This window comes from Streptomyces sp. Root1310 (assembly GCF_001426425.1).
GTDB lineage: Bacteria > Actinomycetota > Actinomycetes > Streptomycetales > Streptomycetaceae > Streptomyces.
The window spans coordinates 1-16,759 of record NZ_LMEQ01000010.1 but is presented as its reverse complement, the minus strand read 5'-3'; the positions used below and the strand labels follow the sequence as shown (position 1 = coordinate 16,759).

Here is a 16,759-nt window from a genome sequence, read left to right as displayed (position 1 = left end):
CGGTTCCTCAGACGGTGTAGGTGGGGTAGTCGGTGTAGCCGGCCACTCCGCCGCCGTAGAAGGTCGCCGGGTCGGGGGTGTTCAGCGGCGCGTCAGAGCGTAGCCGCTCGACGAGGTCCGGGTTGGCGAGCGCGAGGGCGCCGACGGAGACGAGGTCGGCCGTGCCGTGGTCGATGTCCTTGGCGCGGGTGGGCAGGTCGGTGCCGGCCCGGTTGAGGATCAGCGTGGTCGGCCACAGCGCGCGCAGGGTGCCCAGCAGCTTCTCGTCGCCCGCGTGCAGGACGTGGAGGTAGGCGAGGCCGAGCGGGCTGAGGGCGCGCACGAGCGCCTGATACAGCTCGGCGGTGTCGGACTCGGCGATGTCGTTGTAGGGGTTGCCGGGGGAGATGCGCAGGCCGGTGCGGTCGGCGCCGATCTCGTCGGCCACGGCCGTGGCGATCTCGACGGCGAAGCGGATGCGGTTGTCGAGGGAACCGCCGTAGCGGTCGGTGCGCTGGTTGGTGTTGTCGGACAGGAACTGGTGCACCAGGTAGCCGTTGGCGCCATGGATCTCCACGCCGTCGGCGCCTGCCGCGACGGCGGCCGCTGCGGCGCGGCGGAAGTCCTGGACGGTCGCCTCGACCTCCTGCGTCGACAGCGCGCGCGGTGTCGGCATCTCCTGCGGCCCGGACGCGGTGAACATCGCGCCCTGCGGCCGGATCGCCGAAGGAGCGACCGGCCGGCGCCCGTGGGGGGTGTTGTCGGGGTGGGAGATGCGTCCGGTGTGCATCAGCTGGATGACGATCCGGCCGTCGGCCGCGTGCACGGCGTCCGTGACCTTGCGCCACCCGGCGACCTGCTCGTCGTTGTGGAGGCCGGGGGTGAGGAGGTAGCCCTGGCCGTCGGCGGAGGGCTGGGTTCCCTCGGTGATGATGAGCGCGTGCGAGGCCCGCTGGGCGTAGTACTCGGCGTTCAGCTCGGTGGGGACGCCTTCGGGTGTGGAGCGGTCACGCGTCATGGGGGCCATGACCAGACGGTGCGGGAGGGGAATGGCGCCGACGGTGGTCGGTGCCCACAGTGCGTTCAGCATGAATGGTCCTTCTGTGCGGCGATGAACAGTGGTGATCGGGAAGGCGGGGAACGCGTGGCGGAAGGAGGGGCAGAAGAAGCGGCGGGCGTGATCAGTCGAGGGTGAGGACGAGCTTGCCCCGCACGTGCCCGGCGTCGCTGACCTGCTGGGCCGTGGCCGCCTGGTCGAGCGGGTAGGCGGTGACGGTGGTGACGAGCCTGCCGTCCGCGGCGTTCTCCGCCAGAGCGGCCAGGCGGTCGGCCGAGCGTTCCTGGGAGCCCTGGGAGAAGGTGATGCCCAGCTGCCGTGCACCGAAGTCGGCGATGGTGACGATGCGATCGGTGCCACCCCGCAAGGTGATCGAGTCCTCCAGGGCTCCCTTCCCGGCCAGGTCGAACACCGCGTCCACGCCGTCGGGGGCGAGCGCCCGCACCCGCTCGACCAGGCCCTCGCCGTACACGGTCGCCGTGGCGCCGAGCGAGGCGAGATATTCCTGGTTGGCGGGGCCGGCGGTGGCGATCACGCGTGCTCCGCGGGCCGTGGCGAGCTGGACCGCCAGGGTTCCGACCGCTCCGGACGCGCCGTGCATCAGCACCGTCTCCCCGGCGGAGACACCCAGCAGGTTCAGGACCCGCTCGGCCGTCTCGCCCGCCACCGGCAGCGCGACCGCGTGCCGCCAGTCGAGGCCGGCGGGCTTGGGGGCCACGGTGGTGGCCAGCGCGTACTCGGCGTACGAGCCGGTGTCCGACCAGCCCAGCACCTCATCGCCCACCTGCACGTCCCGCACGCCCTCACCCAGGGCGTCCACCACGCCGGCGAGTTCGAGACCGGGGACGGAGGGGAGCGGCGTGGGGAACACGGACTCCAGTGCCCCGGAGCGGATCTTGCCGTCCAGCGCGTTCAGCCCGGCCGCCTTGACGCGGACGCGGATCTGCCCGGGGCCGGGCCGTGGAACCTCGATGTCCGCCTGCCGCAGCACTTCCGTGCCTCCGAAACGGTCGAACAGGATGGCTTTCATGACGACTCCTCTCGTGCCGCCACTCGTTTAGGTGGCTGGACACATATTTACCGTAGCAGCAAACATGTGGCTAGCCAACTATTTCCTGCCGGGACTGTGCGAGAGAGCGTCGCCCGACGTCCTGGCCGTACGCGAGCAGGAGGGGCGGGCCGGGCGGGACCTGGCGCACACCCGGACGGTGAGAGGGTGCCGCCGCGCGCCGACGTCCGGAACGGGTGTTCCGTTCTCGGGACGGGGGCACCTCTGCGCGTGCGAACGGATGGCCTCTCGGCCTTGCCGCGCCAGGGTGCGCCGACGCGGGACAGGGCCGGTGACGGGGGCGGCGGATCTTCGGGTGGCGCTGTGAAGGAACCGCGGGCAAGTCGGTCGAGTCCCCAGGCGGCGCCACTGTTTCCGCAACCCGCAACCCGCAGGCCGCATTCGGATCAATGGTTCTGGCGCCTGCCTGCCCTTGGTGATGGGGGAGCGGCTCGGCTGCCGGCTGTGGGATTCACGGCGGGCGCGAATACGCAGGGCCGGTGTCAGCGGCGGAGCCCTCTCGTGCCGATCCGACGGCGTCGGAGCCCTGCGTACGCGAACCGCTCCGCGGGATGTGGCTGGCTGGTGGAGTGGCCTGAGGTCAGGTGGTCGGGCCGCCCGCGATCCACTCGCTCCACGGCATGTTCCAGTCGCTGAGGCCGTTGTCCGGGGCCAACGCTGTCTTGTCCGTGGAGTTCTTGACGAGCACGACGTCACCGATCATCGAGTGGTCGAAGAACCACGCGGCGGGCCGGCTGCCGTCGCCGCCGCCCCTGACGTCCTTCAGGCCCACGCAGCCGTGGCTGGTGTTGACCTTGCCGAAGACGGAGTCGGTACCCCAGTAGTTGCCGTGGATGAACGTGCCCGAGTCGGTCAGGCGCATGGCGTGCGGGACGGCCTTGATGTCGTACGAGGGCTTGCCGTCCTTCTCCGTGAGGCCGACGCTCGCACCGTTCATGTGGATGTGCTTGAACTTCTCGGAGATCACCATCCGGCCGTTGTACGTCGGGTGCTCGAGACTGCCTGACGAGATCGGGATGGTCTTGATCGTCTTGCCGTCCCGGACGACGGTCATCTGTTTCGTCTTCGCGTCCACGGTGCTGATCTGGCTTCGGCCGATCTTGAACGTCACCGTCTTCTGGAGCCCGTGGCGGTTGAGCGAGACGGTGACGGTGGAGCCGGACTTCCAGTACTTCTCGGGGCGGAAGTCGAGGCGGTGGTCGTTGAGCCAGTGGCCGACGACCTGCTGGCCGCTGCTGGAGCTGACCTGGATCTCCGACTCCACGGAGGCCTTGTCACTGATCGCCGTGTTGAAGTTGACCGACACCGGCATTCCCACGCCGACGGTGGAGCCGTTCATGGGGGAGACGTGCCCGATGAAGTCGTTCGCCGGGGAGACCGTGGTGATCGTGGCGTTACCGGTGGTGGAGCGGCCCTTGGCGTCCTCGGCCTCTGCGGCGATCTGGTACTTGGTGGCACGCTCCAGTCGGCCGTCCGGCTTCCAGCTGGTGCCGTCCGCGGACAGGGTGCCCCGGATCTCGGCGCCGGTCGCGACAGCGGTCATCGTCACCTTGGTGAGCTTGCCGTTACTGGCGGCTACATCGACCGGGCCGTTGATCCCGACGTTGTAAGCCCCTTGTCCGGGCGTGATCTCTATCCGGGCGTCGGAGGCTTCCTGGGTGCCCGCCCCCTTTGCCGGCGCCTGCGATGCCGGTCGGTTCCCGGCATCGTTGCCGCCGGTGGCAGCGATACTCGTGCCGCCCAGGGCCGTGACTGCGAGCACGCCCCCGAGCACTCCAGCCGTAGCCAGCTGCCCGGTGCGTCGTCTGTAGAGCGTGATCAAGCACTTCTCCCTGTCGCTGGTCTGTGCATCGGTTGTTGATCGCCGAAGGGGCGCAACTATCTGTAAACCTACTTATAGGCAGATCCCTGCCCCGAAATGAGTAAATTGTGATGAAGGCCATTATTCGCCCGCATGCTTCACCGAGACGATGGCCCGGGCCCCGGCCCCCGGGCCGGGTGCGAGCAGGTGGTACCCGGAGCAGCAGGGACCGCAGGATGCGGAGGGCCGGCGTCCTGGTCGGCCATGCGGAGCGGGCCCAGGCCGGAGTCGTGTGCGTCGTCGAAGGGCTCCTTGAAGGCGAAGGGAATCTTCGGCCGCATCAGCACCCACCGCGCAGGCCGGCACGTGAAGGTCACCGACCTAGTGCGCGCCGCGCCCCACTCCGTTCCCGGGAGACGGGGCACCAGCAGCCCCGACGTCGGCTGGTCCTACAGCGGCTTCGCCACGTTCAGGCGCAAGCCGGCGCGAGCCGAGGCGCCCGATCTCGACAGGATGCGGGGCTTCTGCGGGGAACGCCCGTGGCGTGATGTCTCCATCGCGCGCGAACCACTCCTCGACCGCCCCGACGATGGTGGAGACGAGCTATCGCTCACCGAATGCGCTGCTGTCCTGCCCCGGGCTCGAGGTGATCGTCGACCGGTGGCGGCAAGAGTTCGGCGTCCCTCGGACACACATTGACGCGGCCTGACAGCTGACGGTCGTTGTGCGGCTCTGCGGCTCTGCGCCGCGAAGGACGTCGAGCATCTCTTCCTCTCACGCCGCGCGGCGGGCATTTCCCCGAGAACCTCCCGACACTACGGTTGCGCGGGCTCGTCGTCCTCCTCCGGGTGGGCGGGTCGAGCGGTATTCAGGGTTTCGGTGACGACAATGCGGATGACTCGTTCGAGCTCGTCACGACCCACCGCTGCCGTAACTGCGGTGTCCAGTCGGCTGGTCACATCGCGCTGCGCGGCGTCAGGCTCGGGTGCGGGGCCGCGGGTCTTGAGGTCGTTGTAAACCTGCCAGGTCAGAGCCGCAGCGCTCACGACAGGGGCGGCGAGCGAGACGACGTCGGCGTACTGGTCCGGGCGCCTGGCGCCGCCGCTCTGCAGCGCTTCCTCCACCTCAATGGTCAGGCCGGGGTAGCGGTCCCGCAGGCGCCTCGCGGCGGACCGTGCGCCCTGGATCGTCGGAACATTCATGATGACTCCTCTTCGGACGATGGTGATGCAGGGTTCTGCATGTGGCGACGCACCGTGGGAGGCAGCGAGGCGCCTGTGACGAAGAGCCAGGTCTCCTCCAGGGGGCCCGTCCCCAGCAAGCCGACCAGCCGTTTTGAGATGTGTCGGCGCCGGTTCGGAATCTGGGTGAGGGAATTCGTCGAAGAGAGTCACTGCCCGCACCGTCCATGCCAGCGCTTCGCGTAGTCGATCCCGCTTTTCGGCCAAGAGGCCGAGGGCCCCGTACGGGGAGCACAACTGCGACGTCACCCAGTACCCCACCGCCCCGGGACCATCCCCGCGGGGGGGTGCCCCTATCCCCTTCGTCAAGCAATCGTGATGATGGCGGGCATGACGGATGAGGACCGGGGCTTGGGTCGTGAGAGCCGCCAGGGGTGGACGCAGCTGCACTTCGCGGTGGATGAGCAGGATGCCGCGGCTGTCGGCTCTCTCCTGGCGGCGGGTGCAGAGGTGGATGCACCCGATGGGCAGGGCAATACGCCTTTGTGGCAGGCCGTGTTCGCGTATCGAGACGATGGCACGGTGCTGTCGCTGCTGGTCAAGGCAGGTGCCGATGCGGACAGGGCCAACCTTCATGGTGTGAGCCCGCGGCGTCTCGCCGACTGGCGTATCGGTTCAGATGTCGCGGTGCATCTTGGGGAGCCTCCTTCCGTGCAGTGAAATGTCTGCAGGTCAGGTCTCGGCTGGCTGGGGTTCGTAGAAGGTTCCGTCGCGGAGCATGGCGAAGAGGACGTCGGCGTCGGGCGAGGCAGAGCAGGGCTTGGGTGTGGTGCTTGCCCTGGGCGATCTTCTTGTCGTGGTAGGCCCGGGAGGCAGGGTCGCCCAGGGCTGCGGACGCGGAGAGGAAGAAGGCCTGTTTGAGCTGCTTGTTTCCTCTCCGGGAGGGTTGTTCGCCTCGGATCGAGTAGCCCGAGCTCCGGGTGGCCGGGGCGAGACCGGCGTAGGCGGCGAAGTGGCCAGCGGTTGGGAAGGTACTGCCGTCGCCGACCTCGATCAAGATCCTGGCTCCGGTCCTGACGCCGATGCCCGGCATGGACGTCAGGACCTTCGAAAGAGGGTGGGCCTCCAGCAGTTCCTCGATTCGTCCGGCCAGCAGTTTCCGCTGCTCCAGGACGGCCGTCAGTGAGTTGGCGAGGCTTGGGACGATCAGCGCGGCTGCCTCGGTGCCCGGAACGGTGACGGTCTGCTCGTCCAGGGCGGTGAAGATGTCCTCGACCAGCCGCCGGCCATCCGCGGTGCCTTCGGCCATAACAGGGTGACCAAGCGGCGCCGGCCGGCCTTGCGGATCTGGGCCGGGGAACCGAACCGTTCCAGCAATGCGAGGACGGCCGGGTGATGCAACCGCGGACGCAGGACCCGTCCCAGTGAGGGATGGATCTGGGTCAGCAGGCCGTGCAACCGGTTGGCGACGCGGGTGGCTTCGCCGGCGAGGTCGTCGTCGAACCCGACGATCATCTCCAGCTCGGCGATGGTCTCATCCTCGGGGTCGATTCGCCCGCAGCGTGTGGGGCATCGCGCGGGCCGCGTCGGCGATGATGAATGCGTCCTTCGCGTCGGTCTTGGCCTCGCCCGGGTAAAGGTCGGCGATCCGCCGCATCGTGAGACCTGGAAGGTAGGCCACGGGGCAGCCCATGTCCCTGGCAACGGCCAGTGGCAGGGCGCCGATCGAGGCCGGTTGGCCGACCACGACCAGTACCGTTCCGTGCTTGGCCTGGAGTTTCGCGAACAGCTCGCGGAGCTTGGGTTCGGTGTTGGGCAGCCGCTTGTCGAAGGCCTTCTTTCCGGCCGGTGTGATGGCGGTGGCGTGGTGTTCGCCCTTGCCGACGTCCAGGCCGAGGAAGACGTCGATGTCGCCGGTGTCGATCACGTGCAGGCCCCTCCATCACGCTTTCGTCCGGCCTTGCCTCGGCACCGAGCTGCCACATCCACGTTACGGAGAGCTCTTCCGGCTCGGGTGAAGCCGGTTGCTCAAGCCCCTCATCAGCGGTCCGCCGATGCCTCCGGGACCGGTGACACCACCCCCCGGGTCATCAACAACAAGGGGGGAGTCATGCCGGACCCGAAGGCCGGAGGCCCCATTGCGGAGCCACGAAAAAGGTAACTGTGATAGTCGAACTGCGGCCCGGGTGGGGTTGCTGCCAGGCTGGCGTTGACGTTCCGGTATGACCCGCAAGGTAATTGGCGGCTCGTCAGAGCCTGCCGTGCCCCCGAGATGTCTACCGGACGTCGGCGTCGGCCTGGCCCACCCCGTTGGCTTGATCAGCAGCTTGTCCGCCATCTCGACGTGACTCATCACAGTTCTGCCACGCGGTGACTCCACCCAGGCCGGCGCCGACCACGGTTGCCCAGCTCTTGAAGGAGAACAACCGCGTGACCATGCTCGCAGAACAGGTCGACGGCGTCATCGGCGTCGACACCCACCGGGACACCCTCGCCGCGGCAGCCGTCAGCCCGATCGGTGCCGTCCTCGCCACGACGGACGCTCCCGCGAACGCCCGCGGATACCGCCGCCTGCTGGACTTCGCCCGCCAGCACATCCCAGGCCGGCGATGCTGGGCACTCGAATGAGTTGGCAGCTACGGCGCCGGGCTGGCCGCCTTCCTCGACCAGGCTGGCGAACAGGTCGTCGAAGTACCGCGTCCCAAACGGCCAGCCGTCCGCGGTGGACGCAAGACCGACATGATCGACGCCATCCGGGCAGCCAAGGAAGCCCTCGCCAGCGAGCACCTCATCCAGCCGCGAGCCCGAGGAGAGCGGGAGGCTCTGCGAGTCCTCCTCGTCACCCGCCACGGCGCCGTCCTCGCCTCCACAGCCGCGATCAACCAGTTCAAGGGCCTGATCGTCTCGGCACCCGACGACCTCCGTGCCGAATTGAGGAAACTCAAGCGACCGGCGCAGATCAGCCGCTGTGCTCAGTTGAGGGACCGCCCGGCACAAAGCATCGAGCACCGCATGACGGTCCGGGCCCTGAGGTCCACTGCCCAGCGCGTTCAAGCACTGCAAACCGAGGCCAAAGACCTCGAGGGCGAGATCCTTGGCCTCGTGCGTCAGACGGCTCCAGAGCTTCTGGAACTGCAAGGAGTCGGGCCCATCACCGCGGCCCGGGTGCTGGTCAGCTGGTCGCACCCCGGCCGCTTCCGCTCCGAGGCCGCCTTCGCCTCCTTCGCCGGCGTCTCGCCGATCCCGGCCTCTTCCGGGCTCACGAACCGCTACCGGATCAACCGCAGCGGTGACCGGCAGCTGAACCGCGCTCTGCACACCATCACGCTCATCCGTATGCGGTTGGACCCCGCCACGAAGACATACGTCGCCCGCAGGATCGGCGAAGGCAAGACCTCCCGCGACGCACAGCGCTGTTTGAAACGAGCAGTCTGTCGCCAGCTGTTCAAGATCCTCGAACGCTCGGATCGAACCCCGACGATCTCCTCTGAACCGCTTGACGCGATATAGCAGCCTCGGGGGGGGGGGGCCTCGACGGCCTGCCCCCCGCTGCGCCGTGACGTGACGCAGCCGTGTCCGCAGGTTTCCATGATTCAGGCCGAAGTCGGCACCGGATCGGTGGCCGTGCCGACTTGGTGCCGGCAGAGCTGCTTCACCACGCTTTCCCTGTGCCGGCCGCCCGCGTGAGCCGTACGTCGCACCGGATTCCCTCTTGTCTCCGACGGCACGGCCCCCGTACGCTCACCGTCCATACCGACTAGCCGGTATGGACGCACTCGGTACGCGACGACGCCGGCCTGGCGGCCGGTGTCGGCCGCCGATCCCACGCGACCGTCGAAGGAGCCGCCGGAGATGAGCAGAACGAACCGCCAGGTGCGCCTGGCCGCACGCCCCGTAGGCGAGCCGTGGCCCACCGACTGGGAGCACGTCGAGGAGCCGGCCAGGTGGCTGTTCCGTGGTGACGACCACGGCAAGCCGGTGCTGAAGATCGCGGACTGACCGGGCTGAGAAGAGGGAGAAACAGGTGAAGGCGCTGACCTACCACGGCCGTCACGACATCCGCTACGGGGATGTCCCCGACCCGGCCGTCACCAGCCCCACCGACGCGGTGGTGCAGGTGACCGCGGCCGGCATCTGCGGGAGCGACCTGCACATCTACAGCGGCAACCCGTTCAGCCCGGAACTGGGCTACACACCGGGACACGAGTGCGTCGGCGTGGTCGTCGACACCGGCGGCCAGGTCGCCCGCTTCAGGCCCGGCGACCGGGTTCTGGTGCCCGCCTCCGTCGGCTGTGCCCAGTGCCGGTCGTGCGCGGCCGGATTCACCGCCCGGTGCGAGCGCGCTACGTCCAGCACGGACCTCTGCTACGGAGTGAGCCCGCAGCTCCCGGGCAGCCAGGCCCAGGCCGTGGCGGTGCCGTACGCCGACGTCAATCTGGTGCACCTGCCCGAGGACATCTCCGACGAGGCCGCCGTCGTCCTGACGGACAACGCCCCCACGGCCTGGTATGGCTGCCGCCGAGCCCGCATCCAGCCCGGTGAGACGGTCCTGGTCATCGGCCTCGGCCCGGTCGGCCTCATGGCAGCCCAGTCCGCCTTCGCGATGGGCGCCGCGCGGGTGCTGGGCGTAGACCTGGTCGCGGAGCGCCGCGTCTTCGCCGCCACCCTGGGTGTCGAGCCGGTCGAGGGCGAGGACGCGCGGACGGCCATACGGGACATGACCGGCGGACGCGGGCCGGACGCCGTGGTGGAGGCCGTGGGCTCGGACGCCACCATCGAGCTTGCCCTCAAGGCCGTCCGGCAGGCCGGCCGGGTCAGCGTCGTCGGGATCAGCCAGAGCAAGGCGTTCCCCTTCCACATGGGGCTGGCGCAGATCAAGGAACTGGAGTTCGCCATCGGGCTGTGCTCGGTGCACTACGAACTCCCTCCCCTGATCGCCCTCACCCGTGCTGGCCGGATCAAGCCCGAGGTCGTGGTCTCCCACCGCTTCGCCCTCTCCGAAGGCCCGGCGGCGTACGAACTGTTCGCAGGCCGCTCCGACGGCGTCCGCAAGATCCTCCTCGAACCCACCCGCTGACCCTCCTGCGCAGGGCCCGCCTCTTCCGAAAACCGCAGCAGGCCCGCGCCAAGGTCCGTCCGCAGCTCCACGCGGCCGGGGTGCGGCTGACCGAGGACTCCGACACCCTTCCACCGACCGCCGAGCAGCTCGCCGAGCTGGACGGCCCGGACGGCGAGCCGCTGACCGCCGAGGCCCACACTGGGTGCCCGGGCCACGTGGCGACCTGGGCCGAGAACCCCCAGGAGCCCGGCGAGGTGAACTACTTCTGCACCGACCCGGACCGCTTCGGTCACCGGCCGCCCCAGGAAGACGTCCCGGAGACGGACGACGAGGCAGACGTACAGCCGACCGAAGCGGTGGAAGAGGCCAAGTCGTCGGAGCCGTCGCGCGAGTACGTCAAGGCGGGCAACAAGGCCTACCGCGCCGCCGAGAAGGCCCGGCAGTCGTGGCTGAAGGACCTAATCGGCCGCAAGTCCGCGCCGAAGCCCCTCGCCGCCTTCATCACCGAGCAGCCCCTGACCTGCCCCAAGCCGGTGGCCCAGTGGTCGGGCGACGTCGGCCGCCACAACCTCATCAAGGAGCTGTGGAGCACACGGACGGGCGCCCCGCTGAACCCGCCACTGCGACCGCCGTTACCGGCTGTGGATCTCCCACGCCCGCGAACTGCGGCGCGACTGGGCGAGGTCCCGGCGCGGGACATGGCGCCGGTACGGCCACGCGGTGCACTCCGAACCTCTCCGAGGGCGCCGACCGGCCACCACCCGGAGATCGGCTGAGACCGCCTGCAGCCCGAACCTCTCCGAGAGCTGCTGCACCGCAAACGGCGGCGCCTTGAGCAGCCAGGACGGCGCTGCCCGCGGGGATGACGACGCCGTGGACACCGGGACTGCGGCGAGTGTGCCTGGCGTGTACATATCGTGAAGCTCGCGGCTCGGGCGGGTGCCACATCGAAGCCTCGTACAGCCGCGCCGAGCTGCGGGAGGAGGCCGGGGACCGGCAGGGTGCGGAAGCCCTGGCCCGGGAGGCCCCCGGCCACGGCGACACCGAAGCCCTGCTCCGCCTGGCCTCGCCGATATCCAGGGCTCGTCCGTGCACGAACCGTGGCGGCTGCGCGGCCTTGACCGGCTGGCGGCCGGCGAACTACTCCGACCCGATCGTGGACCTCTCCCGACGGCCTCACCCGTTTCAAACGGGCCCGCGGTCTTGCCGAAACCTGAGATCATTTCCGGTATGGACATGAGGCAGGTGCTGGCGGACTACGCGACGACCGGCGGCGTCGGCGTCCTCAGGCCGAGAGCCACGCTGGACGCCGTCACCGAGGTACTTGGACCACCGGTCGAGGCCGACTACTTCCTCCACCCGAAGGGGACCTGGCCCCGGACCTTCGTGTACGGGGACGTGCGCCTGGAAGTGTGCGGGTGTCGCGAGATCTTCCGGGTCGCGCTGAGCACCTGGACCGGGACGGTGGACGTGCCGACCGGGCGGTGGGGGGAGACGGTGACCCTCGCGTCGGAGGTCACGTTCGGGGAGCTGGAGGAGTTGCTCGGTGCGGCCGGGGTGGAGGGGGAGATGCGGACGTTCCCCACGCTGACCGACCAACTCACCGTCGTCGTCGGGGAGTACCCGCAGGGCGTCGACTACGCCTTCGTCGTCCCGGACCCCGCCGCACCGGACAGCGCGACCCTGCACAGCGTGATCGCGAAGGATCTCGACCACACCTGCTAGTAGGACTCCGTCAGGCCGCTCCGGCTCTTGATTTCTGGCTGGTGGTGGGAGGTGGCGCTACGGGTCGCTCCGTGCGGCCGTAGTCGCATGAAGCTGCCCGGTCGCTTCAGCTAGTTGTGCCTCAGCGAAAAGCGGCGATGCTACGGGCGACCCAGTCGTTGAAGGGGCTCGGGGCGCGGCCGAGGACTCGTTCCACGTCCGAACTGATCCGTAGCTCGGCGGGGTTCGGGGCGGCGATGATGTCCAGGGTGTCGTCGGCGAGCTCCTGCGGCACGAACTGGGTCATTGCGGCCTTGGCCTCCTCGCGGGTGAGTTCGTGGAACCGCACCGGCGAGCCGAGTGCGACGGCGATGGCTTCCGTCTGCTGACGCGGCGTGATCACCTCGGGCCCGGTCAGCTCGAAGACTCCGCCGGTGTGCCGGTCGTCCAGCAGACAGGCCGCCGCGACCTCGGCGATGTCCGCCGGGTCGACGATCGGAACCCCGACGTCGCCGAAGGGGGCGGCGACCATCCCTTGCGTGCGGACGGACTCCGCCCAGGCCAAGGCGTTGGAGGCGAAGCCGCCCGGTCGCAGGACGGCCCAGTCCAGGCCGGACCTTCTCAACGCGTCCTCCACCGCGCGCATCGCGATCCGCGACGGGCCGAGCGGCCTGGTAGCCACGCCCTGCGAAGACAGCAGCACGACCCGGCGGACCCCGCTGGCCGCGGCCAGGTCGATAATGTCGGTCGGCCTGGCTTCGGGGGCGTGCAGGTCGCCGGACAGCAGGAGGAACAGCGCCTTCGCCCCCTGCAACGCGGGAGTGAGACCCTGCGGCTGAGTCAAGTCAGCCGGCACGTGCCGGACCCCGTCCGGCACCGCCGCCGCGTGCCGCGACACCGCTGTCACCTGCTCGCCCGCCTCGGCCAAGGTCTGCGTCAAAGGCCGGCCCACATTCCCGGTAGCCCCGGTCACCACGATCATGTTCAGCTCCTAGTCCGTTGTGCACTGCGGCAATTGACGCTAGGAGTCGGGCTTACTTTCCGTAAGAACGTACCCAGAGGTAAGCTCCGGACATGGGGGAAGGCGCGCAGCTGACGCAGGCCGAGGCGGGCAATCGGTATGAGGTGTTTCACACCGACTGCCCCGCGCGCGACGTGGTCGACCACGTGACCAGCAGGTGGGGTATCTGGGTGCTGATCTCCTTGCGGAGCAACGACCTTCGGTTTTACGAGCTGCGTGACAGCATCCAGGGCATCAGCGAGAAGATGCTCGCTCAGACACTGCGCGCACTGGTCCAGGACGGCCTGGTCTGGCGGGAGGTCGAGCCGACGACGCCGCCCCAAGTCACCTACGGGCTGACCGAGTTTGGTCAGGACGTCGGCGAGCCGCTGACGGACTTGTTCGACCGGATCACACAGCGGCTGCCACGATCGAGGACGGTCGGCCTCGCCGGTCAACGGCCGGAGGTAGGTGCTGCTGTACATGACGGGAGCGCAGGCCCCGGCTAGTAGGACTCCGTTAGGTCTTCCGGTTTGGGCTGTTCCTGGGCATGTTGGATGGGTGGACGCACATGAAGTAAGCCGTGTCCGGGCTACGTTGGCGTTGTACGTGGCGGATGTGTTTGCCTCGGTGCCGCGCAAGGACCAGCGGGCCAAGGGCGGCTGCTACATGCGGGGACTGATGCTGGACGGCTGCCGCAAGTCGATCCAGGCCATGGCCTCGCGGCTGCCGGCCGGCGACGAACAGAACCTTCAGCAGTTCGTGAACCAGTCCACCTGGGATCCGATGCCGGTGCAGCGGCGGATCTGCGAACGGATGCTGCCGCTCATCGCACCGACGGCCTGGGTGATCGACGACGTGTCGGTACCCAAGGACGGAAGAATGTCGGTCGCGGTGGCCCCGCAGTACTGCGGGGCCTTGGGAAAGCGCGCCAACTGCCAGGTCGCGGTCAGCGTCCACGCCGCCACCGACACTGCCTCCTGTCCGCTGCAATGGTGGCTGTTCCTGCCGAAGGAGTGGGCGTCGGACACCGGCCGCAGGACCGTCACCCGCGTCCCGCCCGAGGTCACGCACCGGGAGAAGTGACGGGGCTGGCTCTGGACATGCTCGACACCCTGGTCGGCTGAGGCATGAGGCGGCCGGCCGTCGTGGTCGAGGCCGCCTAGGACGCGTTCACCACCGTCGCCTGGCGGAACGGCTCGCGAGGAGAGTTGCGGTCCCGCTTCGGCGCCGTGCGCATCCGCCCTGCGGGCAAGGCCGTCGAGCGTCCGATCCGAACCGCTGCTTCGGCCGAGCAGGGCTGGTGGGACGGGGTCCTGCCGGACTGCTGGCTGCTGGTCGAGTGGCCCGAGGGGGCCGAGACTCCCACCGACTACTGGCTGTCCAACTTGCCGGCTGACATGGCGATCGCCGACCTGGTCCGTCTGCCGAAGGTCCGCTGGCGCATCGAGCACGACTACCGCGAACTCAAGCACGGCCTGGGCCTGGACCACTTCGAAGGCCGATCCTGGCCCGGCTGGCACCACCACGTCACCCTCGTGACCGCCGCCCACGCCTTCCTCACCGAACAACGCCTGGCCCCAAAAGCACCCAGTCCGGCGGCCTCACCCTCTACCAGATCATCGATGCACTCCACCAGACGCGCCGCGTCACTCACAGCGCCCCGCCGTGCGGCCCCGGCCGCCCGACAGGCGCCGGATCGTGGGGTCGGCCGGAAGACGGCACCGCCATGACCTCACCCCACCCGCGAAGGCGCCCCAGCGGCGCAGCGAGTCACCCGTGGCCCGCAGGCCACTCTCATCTCGGCCACAGGGTCCGCGATGGCCCCTCTAGTGCTCTGACCGCATAGGTTGGCCGGTTTGGTGATCGTGGCGGTTGGATGGGTGGTGACGTCCGATCCATCGGCTGGAGATGCGGTGGCCGAGCCTGTCCGTGTGCGCAGACTGCCCGACCAGCAGGGGCAGAAGCTGCAGCAGATCGTGTGTCGGGGCAGCACCGGCTCGGTGCGCTATCGGCGTGCGATGATTTTGCTGGCCTCGGCCGGCGGGAACCGGGTGCCCGTGATCGCCCAGCTGGTGCAGGCCGACGAGGATCCTGTCCGGGACGTGATCCACCGGTTCAACGAGATCGGCCTGGCCTGCCTGAACCCAACTAGGTGGGCGGGAGGCCGTCCCCGCCAACTCGGTCCTGATGACGAAGACTTCGTCATCCAGACGGCCATCACCTGCGTAGTCGGTGGCGAGCGCAGGGCGGCCAACCGCGCAGGGGAGCTGTTGGAAGGCAGTCAACTGTGTGTGCGCCCGCGCAATGACCGCGTGAGCTTCGGTCCCATCCCTGCGGGGGGTTTACCCAGAGGAGCGGTCCGGGGCGACCCCGCACCCCCATAACCTACTAGTCGTAGTCGCTCAACTACACTGAGTGAAAGGGAGTTTGGGATGCGTTCCAAGTCTGCGGGCCGGCTGACGGTCCTTGCCTCAACAGTCCTGATGCTGGTCGGCGGGGTTAGCGTCGGGGCGGCCCAGGCCCAGGCGAATATCGGGCCCATCACGTACTCGATCGCGTTCTCCAACCCGCGGGAGAGCGACGACAACGACCTGCCCGAGCCCTACGGTGAAGTCGTGGTGAGGGCACCGTGGGGCCAGCAGACCGCCTTGTGGGAGCACCCGGACCGCGACATCAACACCCCCACCCTGCCCCGCTATCCGCTGTTCGGCGGTGCCGAGCACCGCTACGTCCCCCACCCCGTCACCGAGGTGTGCGCCTTCGTGGGCGAGGACGACACTGGCATCAACGACGACGACATCCTCGCCGACGGCTGCGTGCCGTACACGGGCCCCGGCGAGTACACCATCAGCGCCGAAGGCGGATCCGTGACCGTCACCGTGTACAACTTCGGCTGACCTCCCGGCGCACCGAAGCCCTGTCGCCCCGCAGGACGCGTCTGCCTGGGGCGGCAGGTGGCCGAGTGGCGAAACCCGGCCGGCGAACGGGAGGGACCGTGCTTCTGGGGTGCGGCAGCCGGAACCTCAGACTGCCCCGGCCCAGGCGCGGCCGCACTGTGTCAGGCGCTGCCGGAAATCCGCGGTACATCTGGCGGTGTGCAGCTAGGTTATGGCCGATTCCGCGTGGACCAGGCGCTGGCCTCGCTGCAGTGGCCGGACGACGTCCTTGAACAGTTCCTCTTCGACCACGGCGACAATGCCGCCTTTGTGTACGACTACGGCGGCATCGACCCGCGCGACGTCAGGTGGCAGCTCAAGACGATCCCCACCCGTGGCCGGAGGACCCGGCTGCGGCTGAGCCCACCCGGCGGCTCAACGCGCCCAACCGGGGAGCGCCACGGGCAGCCCGGGGTCAGCCGCCACCCGAGCCGGCCGAGGCCGAACCGCCGGAAGTCCAGCCGGAGTTGGGCTGCGGCCGATCGCGTGTACTGCGCTCGGTGCGCAGCTCCACCACGACCCCAGCCGGGCCGAGCAGGGCCTCCAGCGCGTCGGCGAGCCGCTGCGGGTCGCCGCCGAACGGGAGCGCGAGCCGCTCCCGGACGCCCCGCAGGACGAGTTCCAGCGCGAGCGTGGAGACGGCCGGCTTGTAGTCCCCCTGGTACGGCTCCACCACCTTGTGCGTCAGCCGCACCTCGCGCAGGGTCTTGACGGGCAGCCAGTCGTCCGGCCCGGCGGCCCGGACCAACCGCAGGGACGCGGGCACCCCGGCCGGCGCGAACTCCACCCGCAGGATGTCCCGGGCCCGGGAAAAGGCCAGCGCCGGCCAGCCGATCATGTACTCCAGCCCGGCGATCACCCCCACCACCACGAACACGGTCGACGCCCGCGCCCCGGCCAGCGCCATCCAGAAGGCGACGAGCAGGGTCGGCACGCCCAGGGCGAGCGGAGTGAACAGCGCCGGCCCCGC

The 16,759-nt window shown here is 69.3% G+C and carries 15 protein-coding genes and 3 pseudogenes; 11 read left to right on the top strand and 7 right to left on the bottom strand.

All coding sequences use genetic code 11. The features are described 5' to 3' along the window. Nucleotides 1–7: 7 nt before the first annotated feature. The 4 genes from ASD48_RS17250 to ASD48_RS17235 all read right to left on the bottom strand — a co-directional run bounded on the left by ASD48_RS17250 (nt 8) and on the right by ASD48_RS17235 (nt 5,108). A complete protein-coding gene (locus ASD48_RS17250; protein ID WP_057602545.1) occupies nt 8–1,069 on the bottom strand; it encodes an alkene reductase in 1,062 nt (353 codons plus the stop codon). A gap of 91 nt (nt 1,070–1,160) precedes the next feature. After that, nucleotides 1,161–2,066 carry an NADP-dependent oxidoreductase gene (locus tag ASD48_RS17245; protein WP_057602544.1) on the bottom strand — a complete coding sequence of 302 codons (906 nt, stop codon included), beginning with the start codon at nt 2,064–2,066 and terminating at the stop codon, nt 1,161–1,163. Nucleotides 2,067–2,685: 619 nt separating this feature from the next. Then, complete coding sequence (locus ASD48_RS17240; RefSeq protein WP_057602543.1) at nt 2,686–3,927, bottom strand: Ig-like domain-containing protein; 1,242 nt, start codon at nt 3,925–3,927, stop codon at nt 2,686–2,688. Nucleotides 3,928–4,721: 794 nt separating this feature from the next. Then, nucleotides 4,722–5,108 carry a hypothetical protein gene (locus ASD48_RS17235; protein ID WP_057602542.1) on the bottom strand — a complete coding sequence of 129 codons (387 nt, stop codon included), beginning with the start codon at nt 5,106–5,108 and terminating at the stop codon, nt 4,722–4,724. A 369-nt stretch (nt 5,109–5,477) separates the two neighbouring features. On the opposite strand from ASD48_RS17235, the gene ASD48_RS17230 reads away from it, so the two are divergent. Continuing rightward, nucleotides 5,478–5,807, top strand: coding sequence for an ankyrin repeat domain-containing protein (locus ASD48_RS17230; protein WP_063887462.1), 330 nt, complete (start codon nt 5,478–5,480; stop codon nt 5,805–5,807). Nucleotides 5,808–5,819: 12 nt separating this feature from the next. Here ASD48_RS17230 and ASD48_RS17225 read toward each other — a convergent pair. Continuing rightward, nucleotides 5,820–7,014: pseudogene (locus ASD48_RS17225) on the bottom strand (IS110 family transposase). A gap of 503 nt (nt 7,015–7,517) precedes the next feature. On the opposite strand from ASD48_RS17225, the gene ASD48_RS45205 reads away from it, so the two are divergent. The 6 genes from ASD48_RS45205 to ASD48_RS17205 all read left to right on the top strand — a co-directional run bounded on the left by ASD48_RS45205 (nt 7,518) and on the right by ASD48_RS17205 (nt 11,871). Beyond that, on the top strand, nt 7,518–7,715 hold the full coding sequence (locus ASD48_RS45205; RefSeq protein ID WP_242432626.1) for a hypothetical protein: 198 nt from the start codon (nt 7,518–7,520) through the stop codon (nt 7,713–7,715). Nucleotides 7,716–7,736: 21 nt separating this feature from the next. Next, nucleotides 7,737–8,597, top strand: coding sequence for a transposase (locus tag ASD48_RS17220; RefSeq protein ID WP_348983218.1), 861 nt, complete (start codon nt 7,737–7,739; stop codon nt 8,595–8,597). Nucleotides 8,598–8,939: 342 nt separating this feature from the next. Then, nucleotides 8,940–9,086 (top strand): hypothetical protein, encoded by a 147-nt coding sequence (locus tag ASD48_RS44225; protein ID WP_157880639.1) that lies wholly within the window; start codon nt 8,940–8,942, stop codon nt 9,084–9,086. A gap of 25 nt (nt 9,087–9,111) precedes the next feature. Further along, entirely contained in the window at nt 9,112–10,164 is a 1,053-nt protein-coding gene (locus tag ASD48_RS17215; RefSeq protein ID WP_057602540.1) for an alcohol dehydrogenase catalytic domain-containing protein, read from the top strand. Nucleotides 10,165–10,244: 80 nt separating this feature from the next. After that, a complete protein-coding gene (locus ASD48_RS44220) occupies nt 10,245–10,922 on the top strand; it encodes a hypothetical protein (protein WP_057602539.1) in 678 nt (225 codons plus the stop codon). Nucleotides 10,923–11,376: 454 nt separating this feature from the next. Continuing rightward, nucleotides 11,377–11,871, top strand: a complete 495-nt coding sequence (locus ASD48_RS17205; RefSeq protein ID WP_057602538.1) for a hypothetical protein — start codon at nt 11,377–11,379, stop codon at nt 11,869–11,871. Between the two features lie 121 nt (nt 11,872–11,992). On the opposite strand, the gene ASD48_RS17200 is transcribed toward ASD48_RS17205, so the two are convergent. Continuing rightward, the gene (locus ASD48_RS17200) at nt 11,993–12,832 is read right to left on the bottom strand and encodes an NAD(P)H-binding protein (protein ID WP_057602537.1); all 840 of its coding nucleotides are present in this window, start codon (nt 12,830–12,832) and stop codon (nt 11,993–11,995) included. Between the two features lie 92 nt (nt 12,833–12,924). Here ASD48_RS17200 and ASD48_RS17195 point away from each other — a divergent pair, with 92 nt between their 5' ends. The 4 genes and pseudogenes from ASD48_RS17195 to ASD48_RS17180 all read left to right on the top strand — a co-directional run bounded on the left by ASD48_RS17195 (nt 12,925) and on the right by ASD48_RS17180 (nt 15,750). Then, nucleotides 12,925–13,359: a helix-turn-helix domain-containing protein gene (locus tag ASD48_RS17195; protein WP_079073810.1), complete on the top strand. Its 435-nt coding sequence runs from the start codon at nt 12,925–12,927 to the stop codon at nt 13,357–13,359. Between the two features lie 52 nt (nt 13,360–13,411). Then, nucleotides 13,412–14,469, top strand: a pseudogene (locus tag ASD48_RS41940) (transposase); the annotation flags it as partial. Nucleotides 14,470–14,766: 297 nt separating this feature from the next. After that, nucleotides 14,767–15,069: pseudogene (locus ASD48_RS17185) on the top strand (helix-turn-helix domain-containing protein); the annotation flags it as partial. Nucleotides 15,070–15,285: 216 nt separating this feature from the next. Beyond that, on the top strand, nt 15,286–15,750 hold the full coding sequence (locus ASD48_RS17180; RefSeq protein WP_157880638.1) for a hypothetical protein: 465 nt from the start codon (nt 15,286–15,288) through the stop codon (nt 15,748–15,750). Nucleotides 15,751–16,204: 454 nt separating this feature from the next. On the opposite strand, the gene ASD48_RS17175 is transcribed toward ASD48_RS17180, so the two are convergent. Further along, nucleotides 16,205–16,759, bottom strand: a 555-nt coding sequence (locus ASD48_RS17175; protein WP_057602534.1) for a hypothetical protein, incomplete at its 5' end; no start/stop codon positions are given.